The following is a 15882-nucleotide window of genomic DNA, read 5'->3' on the forward strand; positions in this document are numbered from 1 at the left end:
CCGGGGGGAGCCGATCATGTCGTCCAACAAGCCAATTGATATGTACGCGGTACAGGTCTTCGTCGCAGTCGCGGAGGAGGGCAGCATGTCTGGGGCTGCCGCACGCATGGGCATTTCCCAATCGGGTGTCTCGCAGATCATCCGCCAACTGGAGGACGAACTGGGGGTTGTGCTGGTCAATCGCACGACCCGTCCCCTCGCGTTGACGCCGTTCGGCATTGCGTTGAGGAATCGTGGCGCGGTACTCAGCGAGGAAATTGCCAATCTGAAGGCTCAGGTTGTCGAAGCGGGGCGGGGAATCAAGCCTGATCTGCGCATTGGACTGGTCGACTCGTTCGCGGCCACATGCGGCTCGGTTTTTACGAAGCGGCTGCTGGGAAAGGTCTCGCAACTGTCCATCCGCACGGGATTGAGCCCGCAGCAAGGCGAGGCGTTGCTGCGGCGCGACCTGGATCTCATCGTCACGAGCGACGCCCTGATAGATGCCAACGACATTGTCCGGTTCCGCCTTTTTTCCGAGAAGTACCTCGTCATCACGCCTCGGGATTTTCGCAAAGCGATCCGAACCGTCGAGGACATCCGGGCATTGGCCAATGCGTTGCCCATTGTGCGCTTTAATCGCAAATCACAGGTCGGCATGCAGATCGAGCGTTATCTGCGACGGATCGAAGTGCGTGCGCCGACCCGGCTCGAACTCGACACCGCCGATGCGCTCACTTCGATGGTTGCAGAAGGCATCGGATGGGCGGTGACCTCGCCGATGTGCCTGCTTCAGGGGGCGGCTTATGCAGACCAGGTGGCCGCCCATGTTGTCCAACGGCTGGGCCTCGAGCGGTCGCTGTACCTGGTGGCGCGCCGGGACGAATACAGTGCTTTTTTTGAGGATGCGTGCGATACCGCATCCGAAGTTATCGAAACCTCATTTCTGCCACGCGTGAAAAAAGCGCTCGGCCAGGAAATCGAACAACTGATTGATGCTGGAAACAGGAACTCAGATGAACAGCCAAGCCAAAGCTGAAACGCGTACCGAACGCGATTACGTCGGTGAAGTCGATATTCCGATCGAAAAATTGTATGGTGTCAACTCGGCAAGAGGTGTCGACAATCTGACGGTTTCGCCGCTCAGCATCGCACACTATCCGGCGTTCGCGGTGGCCTTTGCGCAGTGCAAATGGGCGGCGGCGCTCGCGAATCGCGACACCGATGGGATTACGCCGGAACAATGCGATGCCATCAGTCTGGCATGCCGGGAAATCATCGAAGGCAAGTTTCGTGATTCCCTGATCGTCGATCTGCTCGAGGGCTCGGGTGGAACCTCCACGAACATGAACTTCAATGAGGTGATCGCCAATCGGGCGCAACAGCTTTTGGGCCATGCCCCGGGCTCGTATGACGTGATCCATCCCAACGACCATGTCAACCGCTCGCAGTCCACGAACGACGTGTATCCGGCTGCGCTGAAGATTGCGACGTACGCGATGCTCGGACCGCTTATTGGGGGAGTAGAAAAGCTGGCCGGCCAGTTCGAGAGCCGGGCCGTCGAGTTTGCCGACGTCCTCCACCTCGGTCGTACCTGTCTGCAGGATGCGCAGCCGATGCGTCTCGGTCAGCTTTTCGGCGGTTACGCTTCGCTTGCGCGACGTCTCGCGGAAGAATTGACGGCAGTACGAGACAAGCTGCGGACACTGCCGCTCGGCGGTACGGCGATTGGTACGGGTTTTGGCGCGCCCGCTGGATATCGATCCGCGGTCTACAGGCACCTCTTTGACATCGCGGGCGTCGACTATGTCGCGCCGGTGAACCCGTTCGACGCAATGCAGAATATGGATGTGTTCTCGCGCGTTTCGGGCGAGCTGCGCACCTGCGCAGCATCCCTCGCGAAGATTGCATCGGACCTGACGGTTCTGTCCTCCGGACCTGTCGGTGGCCTGGGGGAACTACGCCTTCCCGAGGCGCAGGCGGGCTCTTCGATCATGCCGGGCAAGGTGAACCCTGTGCTGCCGATGGCCATGATCCAGCTGAGTTTCGCGGTTATCGGCAATGATGTCGCAGTGACCCAGGCTGTCCAGTATGGCGAACTCGAAATCAATCATTTCGAGCCTGTGGTGGCGTCCCGCGTGTTCGACAGCATCACGCTGCTGACCAACGGCATCGAGAGGTTCACGCAGAAGTGTGTTGCCGGCATCACCGCGGACGTTGCATGCAATGAGCGGCACCTGATGGATTCGATGGCTGTGGCCACGGCGCTCGTGCCCAAACTTGGGTATGCTCGTGTCAGCAAGCTGGCGCGCCAGTCGGTTGTGGAAGGTCGGCCACTGGTGGAGATTCTCGATGAATCTGGCCTGCTTTCGCGCGAAGACACCCTGGCGGCAATCGACATGGCCTCGTACCCAGTTTTTGATCCGCGCTGACCGGCTCCTGGCCGGTCCCGCAAGGTCACGGCCGGCCTCTGCAATATTCTGGAGTGCACTGGAAATGATACAAAGGGACGGGCTGCTCAGGCTGCTCGCGCAGCAAGACGTGCCGTTTGAATGCGAGTACCACGAGCAGGTGCTCAACATGGCGGAATCCGGGGCACTCGAGCTTTCTCTCGGCGGCGCACGCTGCAAGAATCTTCTGCTACAGGACAAGCAGGGAGGCTTATACCTCGTCGTCACGACCGCACATAAATCGCTGGACCTGTCCGCGATTGCGAAGACGCTGAACAGCAAACGTCTGTCGTTCGCGTCGGCCGACCGCCTTTTCGATCTGCTTGGCGTGCGGCCCGGATCGTTGAGTCCACTCGCCTTGGTCAACGATCATGCTCATTGTGTTCATCTCGTGATCGACAACGACCTGGCGCACGAACGAGTCTTTCTGTTTCATCCGCTCGATAGCACGGCGACCATCGCGCTGTCGAGGCAAAGTCTCGAAGTTTTTCTGCAGCGCATCGGTCGCGCGCCGTCGTGGCATGCCCTCGAAGCGAGACAGGCGGCTTGAAGCGCCAACTCATGCCGGCAACGATTGGAATGCAGGCGAGCGCAAATCGAGTCGTGCGCGCCATTCGGGAATGAATGGCCATTTTCAGTGAACCGCCATGCCTGCAGGCAGCTAATGGGGCATCGCAACGAGGCGCGCGGCGGGAGCGGAGAGATCTACAGGTTACACCGTCGAAGTCGCTGAAGCGCGATGCCGACAGTTAGCAGCGGCGGAACGTTGCGCCGAATCAGGCAGCCACGCTGAGTAAAAACGGGTCAGTGCTTTCAGTCTCCTCTGAAGGCAGGTGGGCTCCACGCTCTACCAATCCCACGCGTCAAAGAAGCGTTCACGAGCGCGCCGACCCGCTATTTTTTCGCTGCACTGCAATATTCAGGTGAACTGTAGAGGACGCTGGAAGCCGGTAACTGAGGGGACGGATCACTCAAGGTTGGCGCGGCGGACTGGCCCGCTCGATCAGCGCGTTGAGCAGTTCGATCGGCAGCGGGAAGACGATGGTGGAGTTCTTGTCGGCGGCGATGGTAGTAAGTGTCTGCAGATAGCGCAGTTGCATGGCCTGTGGCTGTTTCGCGAGACATTGCGCGGCCTGCAGCAATTTTTCGGACGCCTGCAGTTCGCCTTCCGCATGAATCACCTTTGCGCGGCGCTCGCGTTCGGCTTCGGCCTGGCGGGCGATCGCGCGGATCATGGTCTCGTTGAGGTCCACGTGCTTGATTTCGACGTTCGACACCTTGATGCCCCATGCGTCCGTTTGCGCATCCAGCACTTTCTGGATGTCGGCATTCAGTTGCTCGCGCTCGGCGAGCAGTGCGTCGAGTTCGTGTTTGCCGAGCACGGCGCGCAGCGTGGTTTGCGCGAGCTGGCTCGTCGCCTCGATGTAGCGCGCGACCTGAATCACGGCCTTTTCGGGGTCCACCACGCGAAAATAGACCACGGCGTTGACCTTCACCGAGACGTTGTCGCGCGTGATGACGTCCTGCGAGGGCACATCGAACACCACCGTGCGCAGGTCGATGCGCACCGCCACCTGCACCACGGGAATGATGAGCACGAGGCCCGGTCCCTTGACCTTCCAGAAGCGCCCGAGCATGAACACGACGCCGCGTTCGTACTCCTTGAAGATGCGGATGGACGATAAGGCGATCAGCACCAGCAGCGCGATCAGAAGACCTGTGAAGCCGAACGTGAAGCCGATCATGAAGGTTCTCCCTTGTCGTTTGCGGTGTCGTGTACTGCGCCGTGCAGCGGGGTGACGGTGAGCGTGAGACCGCTGCGCGCGCTCACGCGAACGCGGCTGCCGGCGGCGAGTGGCGTGGCGCATGCGACGCGCCAGCGTTCGCCGTGCACGCGGGCCCAGCCCGTGGACAAGGCTGCGTGGCCGGCCCGCGAGTCGGGATGCAGGCCCTCGTCGATCACTTCGCCAGTGGCGCCGACCATCGCTTCTGCGCCGGTGACCACGGGCCGCCGCCGCGCGCGCAGCGCCACGCTCGAGACGACGGCGACGAACGCCGCACCGCCTAGCGCCAGGCCCGCGATGAGCGGGATGGGGATGCCGTAGCCGGGCGCACCGGTGTCCATCAGCATGAGCGCGCCAATGGCGAACGCCACGATGCCGCCGAAGCCCAGCACGCCAAAGGTCGGCAGAAATGCCTCCGCAATGAGGCACGCGAGCCCGAGCAAAACGAGCCCGAGGCCCGCATAGTTCACGGGCAGCAGCTGCATGGCGAAGAGGCCCACCAGCAGGCAGGTCGCGCCCGCCACGCCGGGCAGCACGAAGCCGGGGTTCGCGAACTCGAAGAAGAGCCCGTAAATGCCGATGGTCAGCAGAATCAGCGCGACGTTCGGGTCGGCGACGATCGAGAGAAAGCGGTTGCGCCAGTCGGGCGCGACGACTTCGAGCGGCGCGTGGGCGGTAGCGACGCGCAGCGTGCCCGCCGTGGTCGTGACCGTGCGGCCGTCGAGCTGGCGCGCGAGATCCGCGGGGTTCTGCGCGATCAGATCGATCACGTGCTGGTCGCGCGCTTCTTCGTCCGAGAGGCTCACGGCGTCGCGCACCGCACGCTCGCCCCACGCCGCGTTGCGCCCGCGCAGCTGCGCGAGGCCGCGAATGTAGGCGGCGGAGTCGTGCATGACCTTGCGGGCTTCCGTCGAGTCGTTGTCGTCAGCGTGCGGGGCCGAGGCGCCGGAGGCGGTTTCGGGGGCGGCCGGCGGACCGCCGGGAAGGCCGCCGCCGCCCGCGCCGAGCTGCACCGGCGACGCCGCGCCGAGGTTGGTCCCCGGCGCCATGGCCGCGAAGTGGCTTGCGTAGACGATATAGGTGCCCGCGCTCGCGGCACGCGCGCCGCTGGGTGCGACGAACGTGGCGACGGGCACCGGCGAGGCGAGAATCGCCTTGATGATCTGGCGCATCGACGTGTCGAGTCCGCCGGGTGTATCCAGTTCGAGGATCGCGAGCGGCGCGCGCTCGCGCGCGGCACGTTCCAGCGAGCGAACGATGAAATCGGCGCTGGCGGGTCCGATCGCGCCGTTCACCGTCATGACGACGACGGGCGGGTTCGCCGCCGCGAACGCACCCGGCGCCGCGCCCACGGCCGCCAGGGCAGCCCATGCGACGAGCAAGGCGACGAACACAACGGCGCGAGCAAGCCGCGCGCAGAGCGGATGGTGCGGGTGAGCGTGCGGCGCGTCGTGCACCGCGGCATGCGAGGGGCGATGATCGCGCATCGGGAGTCCGGAAGGTGGCGCACGTTCCGGTTCACAGATGGGGCAAGAGCCAATACCTCAAGATTAGGCGCTTTCCGCCCAAAGCGCGAACCCGCCGGAATGGCGGGCATCCGCACCGAACGTTGCGCCGCACACTTATTCCGCGGCTCCCAAAGCAATCGAGGAATCGAGATTTGGCGCGCCGGGCTTCGTGGCTAACATTGCACTCCCCTACAGGAGCGCACGCGAACAATGAATAAAGCCAACCGGTCGACGCAAGTTCCCCGCATTCGCCTGACCTGCGCCATCGTCGCGGGCGCTGTGGCGCTGGCTTCGTGCGGCGGCACCCACAGCGGCGGCTCGCCCGCGGCCAGCGCCGCCGCCACGCACAGGCAGCCCAACATCCTCTACATCATGGCGGACGATCTGGGCTACTCGGACATTCATGCGTTCGGCGGCGAGATCAACACGCCAAATCTCGACGCGCTCGTGCAGTCGGGCCGTATTCTCACGAACCATCACGCAGGCACGGTGTGCGCGATCACGCGCGCCATGCTGATTTCGGGCACCGACCATCACCTCGTGGGCGAAGGCACCATGGGCGTGCCCACCGACGAACGGCGCGGCCTGCCCGGTTACGAAGGCTATCTCAACGACCGCGCGCTTTCGGTCGCGCAACTGCTCAAGGACGCCGGGTACCACACCTACATGGCGGGCAAATGGCACCTCGGCTCGGGTATCGTTGGGAGTGCTACGGGTAGCGGGCAAACACCCGACCAGTGGGGCTTCGAGCATAGCTACGCCCTGCTCGGAGGCGCGGCGACCAATCACTTCGCGCACGAACTCGCGGGCTCGAAGAATTACACCGAAGACGGCCAGTACGTGCAGCCCGGACAACCGGGCCAGCCCGGCGGCACTGGCGGCAATCCGGCCGTGTTCTACTCGACGAACTTCTACACGCAGAAGCTCATTTCGTACATCGATTCTAACAAGGGCGACGGCAAACCGTTCTTCGCCTACGCAGCCTATACGTCGCCGCACTGGCCGCTGCAGGTGCCGGACCCGTGGCTGCACAAATATGCGGGCGTGTACGACGCGGGCTACGACGCGATCCGCAACGCGCGCATCGCGCGGCAGAAGGCGCTCGGCCTCATTCCCGCCGACTTCACGCCATTCGAAGGCCTGCCCGAAACGCTCGCTCGCTCGCCTGCCACGGCCAACAGCGGCACGGCGAACGCGAAGTACATCAGCGCCGTGCATCCGGCCTCGGACGGTTACGCCGATTACGGCCAGGGCAACGTCGACAAGGCCTGGTCCAGTCTTTCCGCGGATGAGCGCAAGGCGCAGGCGCGCTACATGGAGATTTACGCCGGTATGGTCGAGAACCTCGACTACAACATCGGACTCCTGATCCAGCATCTGAAGGACATCGGCGAATACGACAACACGTTCATCATGTTCCAGTCCGACAACGGCGCGGAAGGCTGGCCAATCGACTCGGGCGCGGACCCCACCGCCACCGATACGGCGAACGCCCAGGAGCCCGTGTATTCGTCGCTTGGCACGGACAACGGTTTGCAGAACGCTAAGCGCCTGCAATACGGGCTGCGCTGGGCCGAAGTGAGCGCCACGCCGCTGCGTCTCACCAAGGGGTATTCGGCGGAGGGCGGCGTGTCGGTACCGGCCATCGTCCATTTGCCGGGGCAGGCGAGTCAGTTGCCGTCGCTCGGCATCTTCACGCACGTCACCGACAACACGGCTACCTTCCTCGATGTGGCCGGCGTGACGCCGCCGAATCAGCCCGCGCCCGCGCTCATCAACGCGCTCACGGGCGTGGACCAGAACAAGGGCAAGGTGGTCTACAACAACCGCTATGTGTATCCGGTGACGGGCAAGTCGTTGCTGCCGCAACTGAATGGCAAGACGACGGGGGAGGCGCATGCGGACCCTTTCGGCGACGAAGCCTATGGCCGCGCCTACCTGCGCAGCGCGGATGGCCGCTGGAAAGCACTCTGGACGGAGCCGCCGCTCGGACCCGCCGACGGCCACTGGCAGCTTTACGACCTCACGAAGGACCGCGGCGAAACCACGGACGTGTCGACGCAGAATCCCTCGGTGATCCAGAGCCTCGTGAACCAGTGGAACACGTACATGAGCAACGTGGGCGGCGTCGAACCGCTGCGTCCGCAAGGCTATTACTGAGGGCACGGCAATGCGGTATCGACTGACACTCGCGGCGCTGGCAGTGACGGTGTTCGCAGCGGCGTTCGCGGCAACGAGGGCCTCGACCGTCACATCGTCTGCCGATGGCTTCGATTCGCTCAACCGGGGCCGCCCGCTCGCGCCGCTCGGCAGCGAACGGCAGTGCGAGCGCTATACCGGCCTGCCCGCGAACTGGGGCAGCGACCGCAAGGCGGGCATGGTGCATCTGCAAGGCGGCTCGTTCGTGTTCGGCAGCACGGCGGGGTATCCGGACGAGCGCCCCGCGCCCGGCGGCGGCAAGACGCGCGTGACGGGCTTCTGGATCGACCAGACGGATGTGACGGTGGCGCAGTTCGCCGCGTTCGTCGAGGCCACGCAGTACGTTAGCGAAGCGGAGCAGCAGGGCGGCGCGGCGGTGTTTCGCGTGCCGACGGCCGAGCAGATGAACGCGCGCGATCTCGCCTGGTGGTCGTGGGTGCCGGGCGCGTCGTGGCGTCATCCGCAGGGGGCGGGCAGCGGCGTGGAGGGCCATGGCAACCTGCCCGTCACGCTCGTGACGCTGCGCGACGCGCTCGCTTACGCGCACTGGCTGGGCCGCGATCTGCCGACCGAGGCCGAGTGGGAATACGCGGGCAAGGCGGGCCGCGAGGGCGTGGACCTCGACACCGCGCCCGCCGACGCCGACGGCAAGCCCACGGCGAACTACTGGCAAGGCGTGTTTCCGGTGCTCAATACGGCCGAGGACGGCCATGAGGGCCTGGCTCCGGTGGGCTGCTACGCGGCCAACGCGTTTCGCCTCTACGACATGATCGGCAACGCCTGGGAATGGACGCGCGATGTGTACACGGGCCCGCATCAGCCGCACAGCAATGGCGACACCGCGGCGGTGGCGCCTGCGGGGCGGCGCCACGACACGCTCATGGTCATCAAGGGCGGCTCGTTCCTGTGCGCGCGCGACTATTGCGTGCGCTATCGGGCGTCGTCGCGGGAGCAGCAGGAGGCCGATCTTGCGGCTTCGCACATCGGCTTTCGCACGATTGTGAGGGATGCGTCATGAGCTTAAGACGCAGGCCGCTGGCCGCATTAGGGCTTTGCGCGGTGCTGGGCGGCATGGCGCACGCCGCGCCCGAACCGGTACGCGTAGGCGTGACACGCGGCACGCAGGCCGAGATCATGGATGAGGTGCAACGCGTGGCGCGAGCGCGCGGCCTGACCCTGGACGTCGTGGTGTTCGGCGACGCCGCACAGATCGACGGCGCGCTGGCGGCAGGCCGCATCGACGTGGCGAGCTTCGAGGACGAACAGGGCGTGGCCGCTGCGCGCAGTGTGCATGGCTACGCGATCGCGCCGATTGCGCCCACGGTCGCGCTGCCGCTGGCGTTCTATTCGCGCAAACTGCTGAGCCTCAATCAACTGCGCCCCGGCGCGACGATCGCGATTCCCGACGACGCCCGCGGCATGGCTCGCGCGCTGATCCTGCTGCAGAACGACACGCTGGTGACGCTGCGCGAAAGCGCCGGGCTGCACGCCACCACGGCGGACATCACGGGCAACCGGCTGAATCTGAAGATCGTCCGCCTGCCGCACGCACGGCTTGCGCGTGCGCTCGACACGGCGGCCTTCGTGGCGATGGAGAGCGACGACGCGGCGCGCGCCGGGCTTCAGCCCGCGCGCGACAGCATCGGCATCGAAGACGCGCGCTCGCCTTACGCCGACGTGCTCGCTGTGCGCGACGCGGACCGCACGCAGCCCTGGGCGCGTGAACTGGTGGCCGCGTACCACTCGGACGCGGTCGCACATTTCATCCTCACGCGCTACCAGGATTCGGTGCGGCGGCCATGGTAGGGCGCTGTGCGGGGAACTACGCACTCGCATGCACGGCGTGCGGGAAATGCTGCAACAGCCCGCCGTCGATGTCGCTGGCGGAGCTGCTGCGGCATGGGGAGCGTTTTGTCGGGTGCCTCGCCATCGGGCGTCAGCCGGTGCGCCGGGCGGGCGCAGTCGAGCACGCGCTGGACGCCGCCGACACCGCCGCGATCGACGAACTCTCGCAGGCGCTTTTTCACCGCAGTGCGGCGTTCGGAAGCGACTGGATCGTGCTGACGCTGCAGGGCTACGACTACCCGTCGCTGGGCCGCTGTCCGGCGCTGGCCGACGACGGGCGTTGCATGTTGCACGAAACCGGCAAGCCCGCGATGTGCGCGGCGGTACCGCTCGAACCGCTGCTGCCGGATCGTCTGCAAATGCGGGTGCTGGAAGGAAGGCGCGAGAGTGCGCAATGGCTCGGTGCGGATTGCATCCGCAGGAAGGCGGAGGAGGGCGTGCCGCTGGTGCTCGAAGGGAGGGTGGCGGACGCCGGGGCGCTGGTGCGCTTTCGCGGCGCACTGGCGTTCGAGCGCGGCATCTGGCGCGACGCCGTGTTCGCCTCGTTCCACGAGGCGGCCGCGGACCTGCGCGGTGCGTTTGCCCGGCTTGGCGCGGACGGACATCTCACGGTTTCGCTCGTCCCGGCGCTCACGGCGGCGGCGCGTGTGTCGTCGCGCTGCCGCGAGCTTTGCGTGGCGTATATCGACAACCAGATCGCGTTGATCGAGCGCACCGTGGAAGCGGCGATTGCCCGGCGGCGTCTGGACGACCGGCCGGTCACGCGTGAGTTGCGCGGCTTTGCGCAGGCCTATGCCGGCGCACGCGAACTTCTGGCTGCGCCGGGATGGCGGCCCGATGCGGCGCGCGCGGATACCCCAGAAATCGAGGCCTGGCTGGGCGCCGCATGAAACCCGACCGCTCGATGCGGCCGCGTGTTGCTACTCGTCCCGCGCTCGTGCAGACGAGGATGCTTACTGCAGTCAGGCGCGGATTAGTACCAGCGGCGCTGAGCTTCTGCGAGCAGTTCGCAGTATTCGAGGTGACGGTTCAGCGCTTCGGCGCCAAGACGACGCAGTGCAGCCAGAACTTGAGTCAGTTTTTCGACGATTGCACCCATGATTTCCTCTTTTCTAGGGTTAATATCTAAGGGATAACCCTTAGTATAGAGATCTTGGGGGCAGAATTCAAGGTTCGAAGACGCTAAGTGTGCAGTGCAGCAACACTTTTGATTCGCCCCTTATTGGCGTGCTAATGGATCCCGTCCCAGCCGACCGGGCGCGTTCTTGTATCGCACTGTGTCTGGCCGCCCGCCCGACAAGCGCGCTTGCAAAAACGCCGGTGCGCGCAAACAAGCCAGATACATCGCGGCGTTCAAATGTCTCCTACGCAAGGTTGATACACAACAGTGCGCAACCAACCGCCCAACGTCAGGAGAATCACCATGAAGCTCGCACAATCGCTCGCCGCCGCCGCTCTGGCTGCCCTCGTTGCTGTTCCCGCGCTCTCGTTCGCACAGTCGAGCGAACCGGTCACCCGCGCCGAAGTGAAGGCCGAACTCGTGCAACTCCAGAAGGCCGGCTACAACGCCGCCAGCGACTACACGCAATACCCCGTGAACCTGCAAGCCGCGCTCTCGCGCGAGAGCGCCGGGAACGGCGCGGCGGCTTCGGCATTCGGCGGGGTGGTTCAGGGCGCATCCGCAGCAGGCAGCCGCACGCATGCTCGCGCCGTATCGAATGCCGCCGGCGCGAATGCGGTCGATCAGGATGTCGTCGGACTCGGCCCGATCTACGCTCACTCGTAATGCGCGCGGCACGTCGCCGCTAACCGAGCCGCGAAACGTGCCGCACATCGGCAAGCTTCGCGGCTTTGTCTCGTCCATGTGTGGCTCGCTTGTGCCCGCTCGTATCTGCTTGCGCCCGATCACACGCTGCCCTGCTGTTACCATGTGCTTGCGCGCCCACGCGGCGCGCACGAACGCTCGCGTGTTCGAATTCAAGACGCATCCATGCGCATACACCCCGAAGCTCGCACGAGGTCAACATGCCGGGAACCCAGATCCCCACTTTCGCTCGCCCACGCATGATCCTGTTCAGCGCGCGTCAGTACGACGTCGATACGTTCACCGAGGCGAACGCCGCTTTCCAGTACGAATTGCACTACCAGGAATCGCACCTCGATGCCGACACCGCCGTGATCGCCGACGGCTATGACGTGGTCTGCCCGTTCGTCAACGATACGGTCGACGCCGCCACGCTCGAGCGTCTCCACAAGGGCGGCACGCGGCTCGTCGCGCTGCGCTCGGCGGGCTTCAATCACGTCGACCTTCTAGCGGCGCAGCGTCTTGGCATCACCGTCGCGAGAGTGCCTGCGTATTCGCCGCATGCGGTGGCCGAGCATGCCGTCGGGCTGATCCTCGCGCTCAACCGCAAGCTGCCGCGCGCCGTGTCGCGCACGCGCGAAGGCGACTTCTCGCTCGCCGGGCTGCTCGGCTTCGACCTGCATGGGAAGACGGCCGGCGTGATCGGCACGGGCATTATCGGCCGGTGTTTCGCGCGCATCATGGCGGGCTTCGGCATGCAGGTTCTCGCCCACGATCCGGGCCCGCCAGCCGCCGACTTGCTGGCGCTCGGCGCGCGCTACGTGCCGCTCGATACGCTGCTTGCGCAGTCCGACGTGGTGAGCCTGCATTGCCCGCTCGTACCCGCAACCCGTCATCTGATCGACCGTCACGCGCTCGCGAAGATGAAGCGCGGCGCCATGCTCATCAATACCGGCCGCGGCGGCCTCGTGGAAAGCACCGCGCTCGTGGATGCGCTCAAGAGCGGCCAGTTGGGGCATCTCGGCCTCGACGTGTACGAGGAAGAAGGCGGTCTGTTCTTCGAGGACCACTCGGACGCGCCGCTGCAAGACGATGTGCTCGCGCGTCTCCTGATGTTTCCGAATGTGATCGTCACGTCGCACCAGGCGTTCTTCACGCGCGAGGCGATGAACGAGATTGCGCAAACGACGCTGCGCAACGTCGAGGCCTGGCGCAACGGCTCGCCGGACAATCTCGTGGACGTGCCGCACGGCTAGCGCGCAACGCACACGGCAACACGCACAAGCGAAGCGGGGCGCGCAAGCCGCCCCGCTTCTTGACTTTCTACTGCTACGCGATCACGCCTCGACCACGCTGAGCGTGACGTCGATATTGCCACGCGTGGCCTTCGAGTATGGGCAGATCTGATGTGCCGTTTCGACGATGCGCTGCGCCGTCTCGCGATCGACGCCCGGCAGCGTCACGTTCAGGCGGCCGCGCAGCTTGAACGCGTCGTCGGCGTTGACGAGGTCGATCTCGGCGTCGACCGCCACGTCGCGCGGCAGCGTCGTGCCGAGCTTCGTGGCGGCGCGGCCCATGGCGCCGATGAAGCACGCCGACCAGCCCGCCGCGAACATCTGTTCCGGATTCGTGCCCGGCGCGCTCGAACCGGGCGGCGACAGCTTCACGTCCAGACGCCCGTCGTCGCTGCGGGCCGCGCCGTCGCGGCCGCCGGTGGTGTGGGTCTTGCCGGTGTACAGCACTTTTTCTGCCTGCGTCATGGTGTTTATCTCCTGCGGTTAGCGTCGTGAGGGCAATGATTTAGCTGCCGCGATAGAGCTGCTGGATTGCTGCAAGCTGGCCGTCGTGCTGCGCCTGAATCAGTTCCTGGCGAACCTGTGCACGCGTGATCTTTGCGCTCGCCGTATTGCTGGCGGGCGTCCAGGCCTGGCTTTGCTGAACCGGGGATTGCGCTGCGCCCGACTGAGCGGGCATGGCGGCGAAGACCGGGGCGGCGGTGAGGACGGCGGCGCTGGCGGCAAAGGCGAGGGCGAGCTTCGAAACGTTCATGACTTTCTCCTGGGAAGGGTTTGAAATCCGTCCGGGTTTCAGCAAGTTCCGGCGTTGATGCATTACAACCGCCGGACGTATCCGCCGTGTTTCATGAACGCCGCGTTTTGCAAGGGCATGTGTCTGTCGCCGGCGCTTATACATTGCGATACAAACTCGCCGCTTGTGCAATCCGGCCCGCGCCGCGATCGATCCTGGCGCGCCGACGCATTTTTGGTTTGTTTTGTGTACGCGCTCGCAACAGACACATTGGGATACGTGGCGCTTCCTGTCCGGTTATAAATTCACCGTGACGTTCCGCCTGTCGCGGCAAGCGCGATCGACCGATTCGAACGATCTGCTGCCGCCGGCTCTTCAACGAGGCCAAGCCGTCTGGGCGCGGCCTGCATGCATACACATCAAGGAGAAGTGGTCATGTCAGATCCCGTCAACGTCCGGCGCCGTCGCCTGCTCGGCACCTCGCTTGCCGGCCTCACGCTCGCGGACTTCGCATTCGGCGGTCTCGCGCACGCGCAGCCAGCCGGCGGCATGCAAGGCAACACGCGCACGGGCAACAGTGTTTCGTTCGGCCCGCTCAAGCAGATCAACGCGGGCGTGCTCAACGTGGGCTACGCCGAAGCGGGACCGAAAAACGGGCCGGTGGTGATCCTGCTGCACGGCTGGCCGTACGATATCCATAGCTATGTCGAGGTGGCGCCGATGCTGGCCGCGTCGGGCTATCGCGTGCTCGTGCCGTATCTGCGCGGCTACGGCAGCACGCGCATTCTCTCCGATGACACGCCGCGCAACGGCCAGCAGGCCGCCACGGCCGTGGATCTCGTCGCGTTCATGGACGCCCTGAAGATCGGACAGGCCATTCTGGGCGGCTACGACTGGGGCGCGCGCACGGCGAACATCGTCGCGGCGCTGTGGCCCGAGCGCGTGAAGGGGATGGTCTCGGTGAGCGGCTATCTGATCGGCAGCCAGGAGGCGAACCGCAAGCCGCTGCCGCCGCAAGCCGAACTGCAGTGGTGGTACCAGTTCTATTTCGCGACCGAACGCGGCGCGCAGGGTTATGCCGCGAATCGCGACGCGTTCAACAAGCTGATCTGGCAACTCGCCTCGCCAAAGTGGAACTTCGACGACGCGACCTACGAGCGCAGCGCAGCCTCCTTCCAGAATCCGGACCACGTGGCCGTCGTGATCTCCAACTACCGCTGGCGCCTCGGGCTCGTGCAGGGCGAAGCGAAGTACGACAGCCTCGAGCAGCGGCTCGCCGCCTCGCCGGCCATCACGGTGCCAACCATCACGCTAGAAGGCGACGCCAACGGCGCGCCGCATCCCGCGCCGGCCGCCTACGCGAAGCAGTTCACGGGCAAGTATCTGCACCGCGATATCGATGGCGGCATTGGCCACAATCTCCCGCAGGAAGCGCCCAAGGAGTTCGCGCAGGCCGTCCTGCAAGTCACGCATCTGTGAGGGGGCGCGCGCTGCATTGCGCGCCACGCTTCGAAGGCGAAGGAACGCGACTGAGTGATCGCGCTTCGCGTCTTGACAGAATGCAGGGGTTTACGAGAACGCTCGAATTGGCGAAGACTGACCTGGAAAAATGTGCATAAACAACAAGTCCAGCACAAGGCTTTTGCTGTTTATGTGGTCGCTCTGTCGTGCGTAATGACGAGCCTGGGCCGAAGGCGGCACCAACCGGATAGCGTTGCACGTTGCCGGTGGCGCACTGCCTGGCGGGCTGGGAGGCGGCAGCATCGGGACGGCGCTCCAGGGTGCGGCGGGTGCGGGGCTGTCGGCGGCGATGGCGAAGCAACTGGACGATATCTACAAGGGTGTGGGATCGGCCACCGGTTCGGAGCTGCTCGGCAACATCGCTGCGAATGTGGTTGCGGGCGTCGGCGGTGCGCTGGTCGGTGGCGGAGTGGGTGCGACTACGGCATCGAGCGTCGAGTTATATAACCCGTCGGCACACCGCAAGAGGAATGATCTGCTTACGCAGGTGTGTAGCGGCTTGAGTCCGTGCAGTGAATCGCAGGTGATGGCAGTGATCAATGCACAGGGGGCGAATGCGGAGGCGGCACTTGGGGCCATGTCCCCGGATTACATGTCGATTCAGGGCAATATCTATATCGCCTCAGGGGGTATGGTAATTAATTTGCACAATGGCGATACATTTGGAAGTTGGGCGCTCGGTAAGCCGATTCCAACGTATTCGTTCAAGCCAGGACTTTCCGTGACGTTCGGAAGTATCCTTGGCGGCAGCGGTGCAGAAGGTA

The 15882-nt window shown here is 64.9% G+C and carries 16 protein-coding genes; 11 read left to right on the plus strand and 5 right to left on the minus strand.

The features are described from left to right. The first annotated feature begins 16 nt into the window (after nt 1-16). The 3 genes from BHE01S_RS12025 to BHE01S_RS12035 are packed head-to-tail and all read left to right on the plus strand — an operon-like array spanning nt 17 to nt 2979. Nucleotides 17-1018: a LysR family transcriptional regulator gene (locus BHE01S_RS12025; protein WP_042264110.1), complete on the plus strand. Its 1002-nt coding sequence runs from the start codon at nt 17-19 to the stop codon at nt 1016-1018. Continuing rightward, complete coding sequence (locus tag BHE01S_RS12030) at nt 996-2411, plus strand: aspartate ammonia-lyase (protein WP_042264113.1); 1416 nt, start codon at nt 996-998, stop codon at nt 2409-2411. Before BHE01S_RS12025 ends, BHE01S_RS12030 begins: the two co-directional genes overlap by 23 nt. Continuing rightward, complete coding sequence (locus tag BHE01S_RS12035) at nt 2332-2979, plus strand: prolyl-tRNA synthetase associated domain-containing protein (protein WP_084068770.1); 648 nt, start codon at nt 2332-2334, stop codon at nt 2977-2979. The genes BHE01S_RS12030 and BHE01S_RS12035 overlap by 80 nt, the downstream gene beginning before the upstream one ends. 421 nt (nt 2980-3400) lie before the next feature. On the opposite strand, the gene BHE01S_RS12040 is transcribed toward BHE01S_RS12035, so the two are convergent. Further along, nucleotides 3401-4174 (minus strand): slipin family protein, encoded by a 774-nt coding sequence (locus tag BHE01S_RS12040; protein ID WP_042264117.1) that lies wholly within the window; start codon nt 4172-4174, stop codon nt 3401-3403. Further along, nucleotides 4171-5700 carry an NfeD family protein gene (locus BHE01S_RS12045; protein ID WP_042264119.1) on the minus strand — a complete coding sequence of 510 codons (1530 nt, stop codon included), beginning with the start codon at nt 5698-5700 and terminating at the stop codon, nt 4171-4173. The genes BHE01S_RS12040 and BHE01S_RS12045 overlap by 4 nt, the downstream gene beginning before the upstream one ends. Before the next feature lie 231 nt (nt 5701-5931). On the opposite strand from BHE01S_RS12045, the gene BHE01S_RS12050 reads away from it, so the two are divergent. From BHE01S_RS12050 to BHE01S_RS12065, 4 genes are all read left to right on the plus strand, one after another. Beyond that, complete coding sequence (locus tag BHE01S_RS12050; protein ID WP_042264121.1) at nt 5932-7881, plus strand: arylsulfatase; 1950 nt, start codon at nt 5932-5934, stop codon at nt 7879-7881. A 10-nt stretch (nt 7882-7891) separates the two neighbouring features. Continuing rightward, nucleotides 7892-8938: a formylglycine-generating enzyme family protein gene (locus BHE01S_RS12055; protein WP_042264123.1), complete on the plus strand. Its 1047-nt coding sequence runs from the start codon at nt 7892-7894 to the stop codon at nt 8936-8938. Next, entirely contained in the window at nt 8935-9726 is a 792-nt protein-coding gene (locus BHE01S_RS12060; RefSeq protein ID WP_042264125.1) for a MetQ/NlpA family lipoprotein, read from the plus strand. Before BHE01S_RS12055 ends, BHE01S_RS12060 begins: the two co-directional genes overlap by 4 nt. Before the next feature lie 68 nt (nt 9727-9794). Beyond that, the gene (locus tag BHE01S_RS12065) at nt 9795-10655 is read left to right on the plus strand and encodes a flagellin N-methylase (protein WP_245639711.1); all 861 of its coding nucleotides are present in this window, start codon (nt 9795-9797) and stop codon (nt 10653-10655) included. 83 nt (nt 10656-10738) lie between these two features. Here BHE01S_RS12065 and BHE01S_RS39535 read toward each other — a convergent pair whose 3' ends face one another. Further along, entirely contained in the window at nt 10739-10864 is a 126-nt protein-coding gene (locus BHE01S_RS39535; RefSeq protein WP_256094506.1) for a hypothetical protein, read from the minus strand. Between the two features lie 324 nt (nt 10865-11188). On the opposite strand from BHE01S_RS39535, the gene BHE01S_RS12075 reads away from it, so the two are divergent. Next, complete coding sequence (locus tag BHE01S_RS12075) at nt 11189-11551, plus strand: DUF4148 domain-containing protein (RefSeq protein WP_042264132.1); 363 nt, start codon at nt 11189-11191, stop codon at nt 11549-11551. Between the two features lie 239 nt (nt 11552-11790). Then, nucleotides 11791-12825, plus strand: a complete 1035-nt coding sequence (locus tag BHE01S_RS12080) for a 2-hydroxyacid dehydrogenase (protein ID WP_042264134.1) — start codon at nt 11791-11793, stop codon at nt 12823-12825. An 81-nt stretch (nt 12826-12906) separates the two neighbouring features. Here the strand turns inward: BHE01S_RS12080 and BHE01S_RS12085 are convergent, their stop codons facing one another. Then, entirely contained in the window at nt 12907-13329 is a 423-nt protein-coding gene (locus BHE01S_RS12085) for an organic hydroperoxide resistance protein (protein WP_042264136.1), read from the minus strand. Nucleotides 13330-13369: 40 nt separating this feature from the next. Then, nucleotides 13370-13618 (minus strand): DUF4148 domain-containing protein, encoded by a 249-nt coding sequence (locus BHE01S_RS12090; protein WP_042264138.1) that lies wholly within the window; start codon nt 13616-13618, stop codon nt 13370-13372. A 414-nt stretch (nt 13619-14032) separates the two neighbouring features. On the opposite strand from BHE01S_RS12090, the gene BHE01S_RS12095 reads away from it, so the two are divergent. Next, nucleotides 14033-15076: an alpha/beta fold hydrolase gene (locus BHE01S_RS12095; RefSeq protein WP_042264140.1), complete on the plus strand. Its 1044-nt coding sequence runs from the start codon at nt 14033-14035 to the stop codon at nt 15074-15076. Between the two features lie 331 nt (nt 15077-15407). Further along, on the plus strand, nt 15408-15882 hold a 475-nt coding region (locus BHE01S_RS37730), incomplete at its 3' end, for a hypothetical protein (protein ID WP_157025318.1).

Origin of the sequence: Paraburkholderia heleia NBRC 101817 (assembly GCF_000739775.1) — a bacterium.
Lineage (GTDB): Bacteria > Pseudomonadota > Gammaproteobacteria > Burkholderiales > Burkholderiaceae > Paraburkholderia > Paraburkholderia heleia.